Consider the following 12,984-nt stretch of genomic DNA (forward strand, 5'->3'; position numbering starts at 1 on the left):
CCCACCGACTCCGCGTCGACGAGCGCCGCCGTCCCGCTCAACCGGCCGATGATCACCGTCTCGATCATGCTCGCGACGCTGATCCAGACGCTCGACAGCACGATCGCCAACGTCGCGCTGCCGCATATGCAGGGCACGCTGTCGGCGTCGCAGGATGAGATCACGTGGGTGCTGACCTCGTATATCGTCGCGGCCGCGATCGCCACGCCGCTGACCGGCTGGCTATCCGACCGGCTGAGCGTCAAGCGGCTGCTGATTTTCTCGATCGGCGGCTTTACGGTGGCCTCGGCGCTGTGCGGGTTGTCGGAAACGCTGACGCAAATCGTCGCGTCGCGTTTGCTGCAGGGGATTTTCGGGGCCTCGCTGGTGCCGCTGTCGCAGTCGATCCTGCTCGACATCAATCCGCGCGAAAAGCAGGGCCAGGCGATGGCGGTATGGGGCATGGGCGTGATGGTCGGGCCAATTCTCGGGCCGACGCTCGGCGGCTGGCTCACCGATAGCTACAACTGGCGCTGGGTGTTTTTCATCAACGTGCCGATCGGTGCGTTCGCGCTGTTCGGCGTGGCGACCTTCCTGCCGGCACGCGAACCAAAGCACGACGCGAAGTTCGACGCGTTCGGCTTTGCCACCCTCGGTCTCGCCATCGGCGCGCTGCAGGCGATGCTCGACCGCGGCGAGCAGCTCGACTGGTTCGGCTCGCATGAGATCGTCATCGAGGCGCTGGTCGCGGCGATCAGCTTCGCGTTTTTCCTCGTGCACACGGCGACGGTCGGCGAGAAATCGTTCTTCAAATATGAGTTGCTGAAGGACCCGAACTTCGCCACCGGCACGTTCTTCATCTTCGTGATCGGTGCGGTGATGTATGCGACGCGCGCATTGCTCCCGCCGATGCTGCAAAACCTGATGAACTATCCCGTCGCGACCACGGGCCTCGTCACGGCGCCAAGCGGCGCGGGAACCATGGTCGCGATGCTGTTTGCCGGACGGCTATTGAGGCGGATCGATGCGCGGCTGTTGCTGCTCGCCGGCTTTCTGATCTCCGCGTTCGCGCTGTGGCAAATGATGCATTACACGATCGTGCTGTCGGCGTCGGACATTGTCTGGCCCGGCGTGATTCAGGGCTTCGGTCTCGGCCTCGTGTTCGTGCCGTTGAGCGCGCTGACCTTCTCGACGCTCACGCCCGAACTGCGCGCGGACGGCACCGCGACCTACAGCCTGATGCGCAACATCGGCAGCAGCATCGGCATTTCGATCGTGCAGACGCTGATGACCCGCAACACGCAGGTCTCGCATGCCGACCTCGCGGCGAATGTCACGCCCTTCAATCCGGCAATCCAGCCGATGCTCAATAGCGGCTCGAATTACGATCTGGCGGCGCTGAACGCATCGATTACGCAGCAGGCATCGATGATCGCGTATCTGAACGACTTCAAGCTGATGTTCGTGGCGACGCTGCTGGTCATTCCGCTGCTGCTGTTGATCCGCCCGGCGCGCCAGGCGCCGGATGCATCAGTGGCGCATGCGGCGATGGATTGAGCACGAAGGATGAAGTTGCGGGACTCGCGCCCCCGCGCTCACCCTTCGATTCTTCCGCGCGTCACGCCCAGCAATCCGGCCATCGCCTCTCGCGCCGCCGGTGCATCACGGTCGCGAATCGCTTCGAACACCGCCGTGTGCTCGGCCAGCGATGCATTGAACACATCCGCGCGTTTCGCGTTCAGGCGTAGCTGCGCTTCGAGCGTTCGCTCGATCAGCGTGCCGAGCGGAATCAGCAATTCATTGCTGCAGGCCGTCAGCACGCTCAGATGAAACTGCAGATCGGCGCGCACCCATTCATCGACATTGCGCGCCCCGACCATCGACGCATGCGCTGCCGCGAGCGCATTGAAGGTGTCGCCGGTGTGCGAGGCCGCCGCCAGACCCGCCGCGTACGGCTCGATCATCTCGCGCATTTCCTGCAGCTTGAGTGCGAAGGCCATCGGCTCGGCGACCCGCGAATACCAATCGAGCACATCGACGTCGAGCAGATTCCACGCATGTTTCGGCCGCACCCGCGTACCCACTCGTGGCCGCGATTCGATCAGCCCTTTCGACGTCAGCGTGCGCAGCGCCTCGCGCAACACCGTGCGGCTCACGCCGAAGGTGTCCATCAATTCCGCCTCGCGCGGCAGGATCGAGTCGGGCGCGTAGTCGCCACGCAGAATCGCGGTTGCCAGCAGATGGGCGACGCGCCCATGCAGATCGTGCTGAATAGCTTTCTCCCAGCAGCCTCTCGGCGCTATTGATATCGGACCTGAGTCCGGAATGGACCGCGATTATCAGGCATCTCAACCCGCCAACCTCTGGCTTCGGCGCCGCTCCGGCCTGGGCGATGCTGGCCGGCGCCCGGCTGCGGCCCTGTCGTCGCCCGGCAGGTATCCCGCCGTCCCGGCCAATATCGCCACGGATACCCGGCCACTATTTGGCAAATAGTACTATTAATAGTACTTAAACGCGATTTTGTTGTAGCATGTGAATCCTCGAAATTGCCCGCACTCAGGCATCCAAGCCGCAAGGAGACGCACACCATGAAAATCACCAAGCTCGAAACCTTCATCGTCCCGCCGCGCTGGTGCTTCCTGAAGATCGAAACGGACGAAGGCATCGTCGGCTGGGGCGAGCCGGTGGTCGAAGGCCGCGCGCATACGGTGGCGGCCGCTGTCGAGGAACTGGCCGACTATCTGATCGGCAAAGACCCGCTGCTGATCGAAGACCACTGGCAAGTGATGTATCGCGCGGGCTTCTACCGCGGCGGCCCGATCAGCATGAGCGCGATCGCCGGCGTCGACCAGGCGCTGTGGGACATCAAGGGCAAGCATCATGGCGTGCCGATTCACGCGCTGCTGGGCGGCCAGGTACGCGACAAGATCAAGGTGTACTCGTGGATCGGCGGCGATCGTCCGAGCGATGTCGCGAACAACGCACGCGCTGTGGTCGAACGCGGCTTCAAGGCGGTGAAGATGAACGGCTCGGAAGAGTTGCAGATCATCGACACCTTCGACAAGGTGCAAGGCGTCATCAACAACGTCGCCGCCGTGCGCGAGGCGGTCGGGCCGAACATCGGCATCGGCGTGGACTTCCACGGCCGCGTGCACAAGCCGATGGCGAAGGTGCTGGCCAAAGAACTCGACCCGTACAAGCTGCTCTTCATCGAAGAGCCGGTGCTGTCGGAAAACGCGGAAGCCTTGCGCGACATCGTCAACCAGACCAACACGCCGATCGCCCTGGGCGAACGTCTGTATTCGCGCTGGGACTTCAAGCACATCCTGGCGGGCGGCTACGTCGACATCATCCAGCCGGACGCGTCGCACGCGGGCGGGATCACCGAGTGCCGCAAGATCGCCTCGATGGCCGAGGCGTACGACGTCGCACTCGCGCTGCACTGCCCGCTCGGTCCGATCGCGCTGGCCACCTGCCTGCAGATCGACGCAGTGAGCTACAACGCGTTCATCCAGGAACAGAGCCTTGGCATTCACTACAACCAGGGCAACGACCTGCTCGATTACATCAAGAACCCTGAAGTGTTCAAGTATGAAGACGGCTTCGTGTCGATTCCGCAAGGCCCCGGCCTCGGCATCGAAGTCAACGAAGAGAAGGTGCGCGAGATGGCGAAGGTCGGCCACCGCTGGCGCAATCCGGTGTGGCGCCACGAGGATGGCAGCGTCGCGGAATGGTAAGCGCGTGACTGCTTGATGGAGCGCCGCCTGCGGGCGGCGTTTTGTTTTGAACGGCCCACGGCCATCGTCAGAAAAACTCGTCTGAAGGTCAAGGTCCCGAGTGTGGGCGCCGCCAGCCATGAAGAAGGCTTAGCCCAAGCTCACCGGCGCGCACGTTACGGCAGACGTAGCACGCGCCGTCTCAGTTACGTAACATCGCGGACCGGAACGGTCTGAAGTCGCGCTCTCCGGCTTCTTAAAGGCCCCGTCTCGCGTTGCGCAAAGCCTTATCCACAAAGGCTTTCAAGCCGTTTGTTCGGCACCGGACATACGTATGGCCCACTCCTTGCTCCAATGCATTCAAAACGACACATGCATCGGGGAACATCATGGGCGAATTCCTTCCAGACTATCTGCTCCGCGAACAGGCCGCCGTCGGCGCGCTGGTGGTGTTCGGCGTGCTTCGCATCATCGGCGCGATGCTCGCCTATGAACGCGGCTGGCGCATTTCCGTGGTCGAAAAATGCTTTATCGCCGCCGCGGTCCTGTACTGCCTGCCGCAACTCTTCGATCTGCTGACGCATACGTACGGCTCGCGTGCCGCAGGCGCGGAACTGGAAGGCAAGGCAGCGGGCTGCGCGATCGCGCTCTTCTGCGCACCGATTCTCGGACATCGGCTCGGCCTCGAATGATTGGGTTCATCGAACGGATGCTCACCATGCGACAGGGAAAGAAACCTGCACGGCGCGCGAAACCCGGGGAACCCGCAAAACCCGCTTACCGCGCCGGCGACGTCCTGACGCTCAAATCCGGCGGACGTCCGATGACAGCCACCTGGACCGGACCTGTGCTGTTCGCGCCGGGCAACTGGTTGATCTGCCAGTGGTTCGGCGACGACGGCGAATTGCAGCAGGAGATGTTTCCGGAAGAGATGCTGAAGCGGGTGCACAACGTGTTCGCCGCCTAGAGAGCAGTACGGATCGGCCGGCCACCGCCGGGCGACCGTGTGTATTGCGCCGCACGCATTTGCTGTGCGGCGCTTTTTTTAGCCTCAGCCCAGTGCGGCGAATGCCGGCACGCTATGCGACAACACGGCCGCGGCGACGAACACACCGACCATCGCGAGCGCTTCCAGATACAGCACGTTGACGAAGGTATGCGCGTCCATCGTCGAGGCCGTGCGGCGCAGGCGCGGCAACGCCGAAAAGCGGTTGAGTCCGCCGAGCACCAGCGCAAGCGCGACCAGCGCAAGCTTCAGCGTCAGCACATGGCCCCACGTGCTCACCTGGATCGCTTCGAACGAGCCGCCCGATCCGCGCGCGGCATTGAAGACACCGGTGAGCAGCACCAGCCCGACCGCCACCACCGATACATGCGACACCTGCGTCGCCGTGCGGATCAGTATCCCGCGTGCGGTCGAGGTGCCGAGCGCGGGCAATATCGCGAGCCCCGCCGCCATCGCCAGCCCGCCCCAGACGCTCGTGACCAGCACATGCAGCGTCTGCATGCCGATCGCCGCCGAGGCCGGGCCGGCATCGGCCGCATGCCCGAGCGACGCCTTGCCCGCCGCGATCGCGATCACCGCGAGCCACAGCAGCGCATTGCGCAGCATGCCCGTATGGCCGGCCAGCGCCGTGCCAAGCAACACCAGCGCGCCGGCGAACGCCACGCTCCAGCCGAAGCCAACATGGGTTTGCGTCAATACGGTCGGCACCACGCCAAGCGCCGACGGCAACGCGACGCCGCTCATCGACGCCGCCTGATACAGCAGCCAGCCGAGATCCGCGAGCACCAGCACGACGCTGGCCGTCAACATCGACCGTTGCGCGCGCAACCAGGCGGGCCGGGCGGGGGCGATCTTGGCTTGCGCGTCCTTGGCGAGCCACGCACCGAGCAACGCCGAACCGACGGCAAACGCAAACGCGACGTTCATGAGCGCGGCCATGGCGACCTGCCCGATCCACAGTCCGTCGACGCTCATTTGACGATGAAGGCGAAGTCGCCTTGCGTACGGTGGCCATCCGTGGCAACCGCGATCCAGTGCACCGCGTAGCGGCCGGCCGCCAACTGCGGCAGCGCCAGGCGCATCACCTTTGCATCACTTTGGTCGACTTGCGACGCAGCCGGCGCAGCAGGCTTGCCGCCGGCATCGCTCAGTTCGATGCGGCTGAAAGCCGGCTCGAGCGGCTCGGTGAAATGGATCATCACTTCAGTGGCGGCGGCCACTGCGGCGTTCGCCGCCGGCTCGCTCGACACCAGATGCGCATGCGCAAATGCCGTGGACGTCATGACCAGCGCCGCGGCGCCGAACGTCAACGCGCGTAGCGCCGGATGGGAAAAATTGAATAGCTTCATGTAAGGCCGATAGCTTGTGGAAAAGAAAACGGTAAGCGGTGAGTCAAGGGGGCGTCCGTCCCGGACGGACGCCGGCGCGCCCGGAAGTGTACGCTTCGATGGCCCGCACGCGCGTCGGTTCAACCTGCTTTGTCATGCGGGCCCGCTAGAACGGCATGTGCGCCGGCGATCCGGCGAACAAAATCGAAATGGCCGCCCCACTTGCGGCGCGGCGGCGCGCGTCAAACTGTCGCATCGCCGTGACACCCGGAACCTTCTCTAATGTGGCAAATAGTCACCATCACCCTTCGATGATAGAATGCTGCGTCGCCGCAGCGCCGGCTGCCCTTCACACCGAGCCGCTCGAAGTTCGGTCAGGTCCCCGATTTTGATGGAGTTACGCGTGTCTTCAAGACGCATTTTCCGCCCGCTGCTTGCCCTTCTGCTGATCGGCACCGCGGGTGTCTATAGCGCTGCGAAAGCGCAGACTCAACCGAAGGCCCCCGATACGATGGAAGCGCGCGTGCAAGGCTGCACGGCCTGCCACGGCTCGCACGGCCAAGGTACCGACAACGACTATTTCCCGCGTCTGGCGGGCAAGCCGGCCGACTATCTTTACAACCAGTTGCAGAACTTCCGCGAAGGGCGCCGCAAGTACCCGCCCATGAACTATCTCGTCACGTATCTCTCGGACGACTACCTTCATCAGATCGCCACGTACTTCTCGCAGCAACGCCCGCCGTACCCCACGCCGGCCAAGCCGACTGTGTCGGCGGCCATCGTCGCGCGCGGCCAGCAGATCGTCCTGAACGGCGACGCATCCAAACAGATTCCGGCCTGCGCGGCGTGCCACGGCAAGGCGCTGACCGGCATGGAACCCGCTATCCCGGGTCTGGTCGGCCTGCATGCTGACTACATCAGCGCGCAATTGGGCGCATGGCGCTCGGGCTCGCGCCATGCCATCGCACCTGATTGCATGCACACCATCGCCACCCGTCTGACTGACGAAGACGTGAACGCCGTCGCTGCCTGGCTTTCCACGCAAAAGGCGCCACAAAACCCCGTGCCGGCTCCGGCCCGCTCGTTGAAGACTCCGCTTGCCTGCGGCAGCGAACCGCAATAAGGCACCGGGAGAGACACTCAAATGAAACGCAAGTCTTTGTTCGCCCTCTCGGCAGTCGTCGTCGTTGCGGCTGCCGCACTCGTTCCCGTCCTGTGGTCGGGCGGCGACAATCTGCACAACGGTACGGCCGTGGCGGCAACGCCCGCCGACCAGGCAGCCCTGATCAAGAAGGGCGAGTACCTCGCCCGCGCTGGCGACTGTATCGCCTGCCACACGGTGCGCGGCGGCAAGCAGTTCGCCGGCGGCCTGCCCATGCTCACGCCGTTCGGCACGATGTTCACGCCGAACATCACGCCTGACGACCAGTACGGTATCGGCAAGTGGACCCAGGACGACTTCTACCGCGCCATGCACACGGGCCGTTCGAAAGACGGCAGCCTGCTGTACCCGGGCTTCCCGTTCACGAGCTATACGAAGGTCACGCGCGCCGACTCGGACGCGATCTACGCCTACCTGCGCTCGGTCACGCCGGTCAATGTGCCGAGCCGCCCGCACGAGCTGAAATTCCCGTTCAACCAGCGCAACATGCTGATCGGCTGGCGCACGCTGTTCTTCCGCGAAGGCGAGTACAAGGCTGATCCGACCAAGTCGGTGGAATGGAACCGTGGCGCTTACCTGATCGAAGGCCTCGGCCACTGCGGCATGTGCCACACCTCGATCAACGCCATGGGCGGCCCGGTCAACTCGGCGGCGTTTGCCGGCGGCCTGATCCCGCTGCAGAACTGGTACGCACCGTCGCTGACGTCGAACAAGGAAGCCGGTCTCGGCGACTGGGAAACCAAAGACATCGCCGACCTGCTGAAGACCGGTGTGTCGAACCGCGGCGCGGTGTTCGGTCCGATGGCTGAAGTGGTTCACAACAGCCTGCAGTACATGTCGGACGAAGACATCAACGCGATGGCTACGTACCTGAAGACGATTCCGCAGAAGAGCGAAGCACCGGAATCGCTGCAGCTCGAAACTTCGGAAAAGTTCGGTGGCGAACTGTTGAAGCAAGGTCAGAAGATCTACGCTGACAACTGCGCAAAGTGCCACGCGGAAAACGGTCTGGGTATGCCGCCGTCCTTCCCGCCGCTGGCAAATAACCAGTCGATCCAGATGCCGTCGGCCGTCAACCCGATTCGCATGGTGCTGAACGGCGGTTATCCGCCGAGCACGAACGCCAACCCGCATCCGTACGGCATGCCGCCGTTCGCGCAGGCATTGTCGAACACGGAAGTGGCAGCCGTCGTGACGTACATCCGTATGTCCTGGGGCAACCACGGTACGGCGGTGTCGCCGCAGCAAGTGTCCGATCTGCGTTCAGCGCCGCTCGACTAAGCAGCGTCAGATGTATCTGGGGCGCGGCCTGCGAATCACGCGGCCGCGCCCTTCGTTTTTTGCAGGACCGGTATCATGTGGGTATAAACCCTTATGAAACCGCGCAGGAGGAAAGAGCCGTGCATGTCGGAGAGCGTTTCAACAGCATTACCCATCTCGTCGGCGCCGTGCTGTCGGTGGCGGGGCTGGCCACGCTCGTGACAATGGGCGCGCTCGACGGCGACGCGTACAAGGTGGTGAGTTTCAGCGTCTACGGCGCAATGCTGTTCGTGCTGTATGCTATCTCGACGCTCTACCACAGCGTGCGCAACCCGCGTGTCAAAGCGGTTCTGCAAAAATGCGACCATTCGGCGATCTATTTGTTGATCGCCGGCAGCTACACCCCGTTCACGCTGGTCACCTTGCGTGGACCGTGGGGCTGGTCGCTATTCGGCGTAAGCTGGGGGCTTGCCGCGCTCGGCATCGTGCAGGAACTGACGCTCGGGCGACGCACCCGCAGCGTTTCGATGGTGCTGTATGTCTTGATGGGATGGCTCGCGCTCGTTGCCGTCCGCCCGCTGGTTCAAGCTTTACCGGCAGCGGGTACCGCCTGGCTCGTGGCCGGCGGGGTCATCTACAGCGCCGGCATCTACTTCTTCATCAACGACGAGCGCATCCGGCACGGACATGGTATCTGGCACCTGTTCGTACTGGCGGGCAGTCTGTGTCAATTCGTCAGTGTTGCGCGCTACGTCGCGTGACATCCCACGGCGGCGAAATGCAACTTAAGGCCAGTCAACGTGTCTGCATAGCGCGTTGAAGCATTCGGCACGCACTTGAGCGTGCCGCCGATTTCTCTGCGACCGGAACTGGGCTCTGGCCTCGAACGCGCCATGCGGGCGTGTTCATGCCGTGCCTGCACCCGCTGGTTCCCGCCTGGGTCCATTGGGTGCCGTCTGGTGCCGTTCGCGAAACTGCATTGCAAAGAGCATTTATGTCTTTTGATTCCCTCGGCTTGTCCGAACCGCTGGTCCGCGCCGTACACGAACTCGGCTACACCACCCCGACTCCGATCCAGACGCAAGCGATCCCCGCCGTGCTCAACGGCGGCGACCTGCTGGCCGGCGCGCAGACCGGCACCGGCAAAACCGCCGGCTTCACGCTGCCGATCCTGCAGCGTCTGAACACCATGCCCGCTGTCGCCACGGCGTCGGGCAAGCGCGCCGTGCGCGCGCTGATCCTCACGCCGACGCGTGAGCTGGCCGCACAGGTCGAAGAAAGCGTGCGCGCCTACGGCAAGTACCTGAAGCTGAAGTCGACCGTCATGTTCGGCGGCGTCGGTATCAATCCGCAAATCGGCGCACTGCGCAGTGGCGTGGACATCGTCGTCGCGACGCCGGGCCGTTTGCTCGACCACATGCAACAGAAGACCATCGACCTGTCGCATCTCGAGATTCTCGTGCTCGACGAAGCCGACCGCATGCTCGACATGGGCTTCATTCACGACATCAAGCGCGTACTCGCCAAGTTGCCGCCGAAACGTCAGAACCTGCTCTTCTCAGCCACTTTCTCCGACGAGATCAAGACGCTTGCCGACAACCTGCTGGACTCGCCGGCGCTGATCGAAGTCGCCCGCCGCAACACGACGGCTGAAACGGTCGCGCAGAAGATTCACCCGGTCGACCGCGACAAGAAGCGCGAGCTGCTCACCCACCTCATCAAACAACACAACTGGTTCCAGGTACTGGTGTTCACGCGCACCAAGCACGGCGCGAACCGCCTCGCCGAACAACTGACCAAAGACGGCATCAGCGCACTGGCGATTCACGGCAACAAGAGCCAGTCGGCTCGTACCCGCGCACTCGCCGAGTTCAAGGACGGCACGCTGCAAGTGCTGGTCGCAACCGACATCGCGGCGCGCGGCATCGATATCGATCAGCTGCCGCACGTGGTCAACTACGATCTGCCGAACGTGCCGGAAGACTATGTGCACCGCATCGGCCGCACGGGCCGCGCAGGCGCGACGGGCGAAGCGATCTCGCTGGTGTGCGTCGACGAACTGCAACTGCTGAAGGACATCGAGAAGTTGATCAAGCGTCCGGTGCCGCAGGAAGTGATCGCCGGTTTCGAACCGGATCCGACTGCCAAGCCGGAGCCGATTCTGCGCCGTGGTCAGGGTGGCGGCGGTGGTGGTGGCAATCGTCAGCCGCGCCAGAGCCAAGGTGCGCCGAAGCGCGATGGCGCGTCGTCGGCAAAGCCTGCGCAACGTTCGGGCCAACGGCCGGCGAATGGTCAGCAACAACCGAAGCCGCAAGGCGCGAAGCCGGCCGGCAACGGCGGCCAGCCGCGCCGCGACGGCCAGCGTCATGACGGTCAGCCGCGTGCGGCGGCGCACGAAGGCAGCGCTGCGCAACACGCACCGCGCAAGCCGCATGGCGCAAAACCGCAAGGCAGCAATCCGGGCGCGTTGCTGGGTGGCGCGAAGCCGCGCAACGACGCGCCGCGTGGCGGCCAGCCGACGCGCAGCGGCCAACGCGGCCGTTAAGTGTCAAGCGCTGCTGCTCGCTGGCCGTAGTCGCAGACTATCGGCTAGCCGCAGCGGCGGCCTGCTTCAGGTGCTCGATCTGCCGTTCCCATCGATCGAGCACCGCCTTCCCGTCCCCCTCCAGTTCAAACGTAATGCCGCCTGTCAGGCGCGCATAACGCACGCTCTGCGCCTCCCCTGTGTCGATCGAGCCGATGAGGTACACGAGGCCGCTGTCATCGCCTGTCACGCGCGTTAGCGGCGTCAAACGCAGCTGCACCTGATAGAACGCCTCGTCGCAGACGAACGTCAGCGCGGCCCGGCCGGTTTGCCCGATTACGCGCGCCGTCCGGGACTGCGGCCACAAGGCGACACACAGCGATCGCGAATCCGGCGCGTACAACTCGCCGGCGCCCAGCAGCGACGTACGCACGTGGCCGTTCGCATCGACGGTAAGCAGCGACGCGGTGAACCCTGTCTTGCTCGCGAGAGACGAGCCGTCGAACAACGTGCGGGCGGCGTCGGGCCATTCGTCGAACACGTTCTGTTCGAGCAGCCGTTCGGGTGAAGAAGAATCGCTCATCGTATCGATCCGGTCAGTGGCGGGTTGCCGAGGTTACGAGGGTTGCCGGTGTTGCAAGGATCCATCATGCCTCGAAAGACGAATGGCCCGCACAAGCGGGCCATTCGTCTTCATCTCTGTACGCCGCGAACTCAGCAGAAAAACATCAGCGAAAGAACACGTGCTGCGTGATTTTGGCGAGCGGGTAATGCACGCCCGGCTGAATCTTGGCCGGAATGTCGAGCGGTTTGAGCAGCATCTTCACGCACATATCCGCCGACAGATTGCGCCGCACCAGCGCACTGATGCGCGCGGCGCGTTCGCGGTTATAGGCCGAATCGTGCACGCGCTCCGGATAACGAATCGCGAAGACGTGACGCAAGGCGATCTCCGAGTCTTCGTTCTTGATCTCCATCACACGCCGCATCAACGCGCCGAGAACCGCAAGGCGGCCGTTGCCTTCGATCTTGTTGTACTTCTTGAAGAACTTGAAAAAGTGTTTGTAGTGACGAACTTCGTCGGTGCGAATGTTGTCGGTGATCTGCTTGAGCACCGGCTCGTCCGAACACTCGCCGATCGCACGGTAGAGCGTTGCGGTGCCCGTCTCCACCACGCAGCGTGCAACCATTTCGAGCGCGCGGGTCTTTTCGAAGTCTTCGACCGAGCAGGTCAGCGAGTACTCCTCCATGAAATTGCGGAATGCCGTGTCCCAATCGAACTCAGGCCAGACGTAAGCGACATAGGTCTTGAGCGCACGGCCGTGCTGCATTTCCTCCGGCTCCCACTCCTGATTGAGCCAGGCGGAAACTTCCGGGTCGCCGTCGAAGAAGGTGCTCAGATTGCTGGTGTAAAGATCGGTGCCGCTTTCGATAAACGAAGCGGCGCACAGCAGAAGCAGCAAGTCTTCGTTGGCCACTGCCTTCTGACGATCTATGCGGGTGAGGTCGATATCCTCGATCCGCCAGGGCATCACATGGTTCAGCTCAGTGTGCATTGTGTCTTAGCTCCGAAACCTGTATCGACTCGTGGAGCGCTCGAAACCGCCCACTATCGCAAAGGCAGTTCGCCGGGCCAGATACAGCGCCTTGATTAGAGTTAACCCCTTGTATCTTGCATCTTAGCCGGTGTTTCACAATTCTGCAGATAACCCAGCACAGACCGTGCCGAACCGCCGCAGTTCCAATTTCACGGTAGTCGAATACTGCGGATAGTTACAAGCAGCGCATGCAAGGCAAAAAAAAGCCAGCTGGAAGAGCTGGCTTTGACCCGAGCTGAGCGACAAGTACCTCAAGCGCGACAAGGCTCGCTACGAAGCCTTGTATGTGCCGCGCGAGCAGAATCAACACGAGCGCCGCCAGACCGGTCGACGCTTACGGCGGCATCACCGCCATCGCGAAGGTGCCGCAAAACGCGGCGGCCCAGGCGGCGCCGCGCTTCGAATGAAACG

At 63.3% G+C, this 12,984-nt stretch carries 14 protein-coding genes; 9 read left to right on the forward strand and 5 right to left on the reverse strand.

The annotated features are described in order from the left end of the window. Positions 1-66: 66 nt before the first annotated feature. Positions 67-1,536: a DHA2 family efflux MFS transporter permease subunit gene (locus tag DSC91_RS22640; protein ID WP_373291896.1), complete on the forward strand. Its 1,470-nt coding sequence runs from the start codon at positions 67-69 to the stop codon at positions 1,534-1,536. A 38-nt stretch (positions 1,537-1,574) separates the two neighbouring features. Here DSC91_RS22640 and DSC91_RS22645 read toward each other — a convergent pair whose 3' ends face one another. Next, on the reverse strand, positions 1,575-2,252 hold the full coding sequence (locus tag DSC91_RS22645) for a FadR/GntR family transcriptional regulator (protein ID WP_308422857.1): 678 nt from the start codon (positions 2,250-2,252) through the stop codon (positions 1,575-1,577). A gap of 315 nt (positions 2,253-2,567) precedes the next feature. Here DSC91_RS22645 and dgoD point away from each other — a divergent pair, with 315 nt between their 5' ends. The 3 genes from dgoD (at position 2,568) to DSC91_RS22660 (ending at position 4,662) form a co-directional block, all read left to right on the forward strand. Then, positions 2,568-3,716 carry a galactonate dehydratase gene (gene dgoD / locus DSC91_RS22650; protein WP_115780963.1) on the forward strand — a complete coding sequence of 383 codons (1,149 nt, stop codon included), beginning with the start codon at positions 2,568-2,570 and terminating at the stop codon, positions 3,714-3,716. 368 nt (positions 3,717-4,084) lie between these two features. After that, positions 4,085-4,387: a hypothetical protein gene (locus DSC91_RS22655; RefSeq protein ID WP_115780964.1), complete on the forward strand. Its 303-nt coding sequence runs from the start codon at positions 4,085-4,087 to the stop codon at positions 4,385-4,387. A gap of 26 nt (positions 4,388-4,413) precedes the next feature. After that, entirely contained in the window at positions 4,414-4,662 is a 249-nt protein-coding gene (locus DSC91_RS22660; protein ID WP_115783438.1) for a YodC family protein, read from the forward strand. Between the two features lie 84 nt (positions 4,663-4,746). Here the strand turns inward: DSC91_RS22660 and DSC91_RS22665 are convergent, their stop codons facing one another. Then, positions 4,747-5,676: a CopD family protein gene (locus DSC91_RS22665; protein WP_115780965.1), complete on the reverse strand. Its 930-nt coding sequence runs from the start codon at positions 5,674-5,676 to the stop codon at positions 4,747-4,749. Next, on the reverse strand, positions 5,673-6,050 hold the full coding sequence (gene copC / locus DSC91_RS22670; RefSeq protein ID WP_115780966.1) for a copper homeostasis periplasmic binding protein CopC: 378 nt from the start codon (positions 6,048-6,050) through the stop codon (positions 5,673-5,675). Before copC ends, DSC91_RS22665 begins: the two co-directional genes overlap by 4 nt. A gap of 370 nt (positions 6,051-6,420) precedes the next feature. Here copC and DSC91_RS22675 point away from each other — a divergent pair, with 370 nt between their 5' ends. The 4 genes from DSC91_RS22675 to DSC91_RS22690 all read left to right on the forward strand — a co-directional run bounded on the left by DSC91_RS22675 (position 6,421) and on the right by DSC91_RS22690 (position 10,996). Beyond that, positions 6,421-7,152, forward strand: a complete 732-nt coding sequence (locus DSC91_RS22675; protein ID WP_115780967.1) for a c-type cytochrome — start codon at positions 6,421-6,423, stop codon at positions 7,150-7,152. Positions 7,153-7,173: 21 nt separating this feature from the next. Then, entirely contained in the window at positions 7,174-8,472 is a 1,299-nt protein-coding gene (locus tag DSC91_RS22680; RefSeq protein ID WP_115780968.1) for a c-type cytochrome, read from the forward strand. Positions 8,473-8,591: 119 nt separating this feature from the next. After that, on the forward strand, positions 8,592-9,212 hold the full coding sequence (gene trhA, locus DSC91_RS22685; RefSeq protein WP_093635539.1) for a PAQR family membrane homeostasis protein TrhA: 621 nt from the start codon (positions 8,592-8,594) through the stop codon (positions 9,210-9,212). A gap of 233 nt (positions 9,213-9,445) precedes the next feature. Then, entirely contained in the window at positions 9,446-10,996 is a 1,551-nt protein-coding gene (locus tag DSC91_RS22690; RefSeq protein ID WP_115780969.1) for a DEAD/DEAH box helicase, read from the forward strand. A gap of 37 nt (positions 10,997-11,033) precedes the next feature. Here the strand turns inward: DSC91_RS22690 and DSC91_RS22695 are convergent, their stop codons facing one another. Both DSC91_RS22695 and DSC91_RS22700 read right to left on the reverse strand, forming a co-directional pair. After that, positions 11,034-11,558, reverse strand: coding sequence for a hypothetical protein (locus DSC91_RS22695; RefSeq protein ID WP_115780970.1), 525 nt, complete (start codon positions 11,556-11,558; stop codon positions 11,034-11,036). 145 nt (positions 11,559-11,703) lie between these two features. Continuing rightward, positions 11,704-12,531 (reverse strand): ferritin-like domain-containing protein, encoded by an 828-nt coding sequence (locus tag DSC91_RS22700; RefSeq protein WP_115780971.1) that lies wholly within the window; start codon positions 12,529-12,531, stop codon positions 11,704-11,706. A gap of 326 nt (positions 12,532-12,857) precedes the next feature. Here DSC91_RS22700 and DSC91_RS38550 point away from each other — a divergent pair, with 326 nt between their 5' ends. After that, entirely contained in the window at positions 12,858-12,980 is a 123-nt protein-coding gene (locus DSC91_RS38550) for a hypothetical protein (protein ID WP_268238861.1), read from the forward strand. Positions 12,981-12,984 lie beyond the last annotated feature (4 nt).

The sequence above is a fragment of the Paraburkholderia caffeinilytica genome (genome assembly GCF_003368325.1).
GTDB classification, from domain to species: domain Bacteria; phylum Pseudomonadota; class Gammaproteobacteria; order Burkholderiales; family Burkholderiaceae; genus Paraburkholderia; species Paraburkholderia caffeinilytica.

What these genes read in the sequence shown, in the direction of transcription:
- DSC91_RS22640 (WP_373291896.1), top strand. Translation starts at nt 67, where the DNA reads ATGCTCGCGACGCTGATCCAGACGCTCGACAGCACGATCGCCAACGTC.
- dgoD (WP_115780963.1), top strand. Translation starts at nt 2,568, where the DNA reads ATGAAAATCACCAAGCTCGAAACCTTCATCGTCCCGCCGCGCTGGTGC.
- DSC91_RS22655 (WP_115780964.1), top strand. Translation starts at nt 4,085, where the DNA reads ATGGGCGAATTCCTTCCAGACTATCTGCTCCGCGAACAGGCCGCCGTC.
- DSC91_RS22660 (WP_115783438.1), top strand. Translation starts at nt 4,414, where the DNA reads ATGCGACAGGGAAAGAAACCTGCACGGCGCGCGAAACCCGGGGAACCC.
- DSC91_RS22665 (WP_115780965.1), bottom strand. Translation starts at nt 5,676, where the DNA reads ATGAGCGTCGACGGACTGTGGATCGGGCAGGTCGCCATGGCCGCGCTC.
- copC (WP_115780966.1), bottom strand. Translation starts at nt 6,050, where the DNA reads ATGAAGCTATTCAATTTTTCCCATCCGGCGCTACGCGCGTTGACGTTC.
- DSC91_RS22675 (WP_115780967.1), top strand. Translation starts at nt 6,421, where the DNA reads ATGGAGTTACGCGTGTCTTCAAGACGCATTTTCCGCCCGCTGCTTGCC.
- DSC91_RS22680 (WP_115780968.1), top strand. Translation starts at nt 7,174, where the DNA reads ATGAAACGCAAGTCTTTGTTCGCCCTCTCGGCAGTCGTCGTCGTTGCG.
- DSC91_RS22690 (WP_115780969.1), top strand. Translation starts at nt 9,446, where the DNA reads ATGTCTTTTGATTCCCTCGGCTTGTCCGAACCGCTGGTCCGCGCCGTA.
- DSC91_RS22695 (WP_115780970.1), bottom strand. Translation starts at nt 11,558, where the DNA reads ATGAGCGATTCTTCTTCACCCGAACGGCTGCTCGAACAGAACGTGTTC.
- DSC91_RS22700 (WP_115780971.1), bottom strand. Translation starts at nt 12,531, where the DNA reads ATGCACACTGAGCTGAACCATGTGATGCCCTGGCGGATCGAGGATATC.
- DSC91_RS38550 (WP_268238861.1), top strand. Translation starts at nt 12,858, where the DNA reads ATGTGCCGCGCGAGCAGAATCAACACGAGCGCCGCCAGACCGGTCGAC.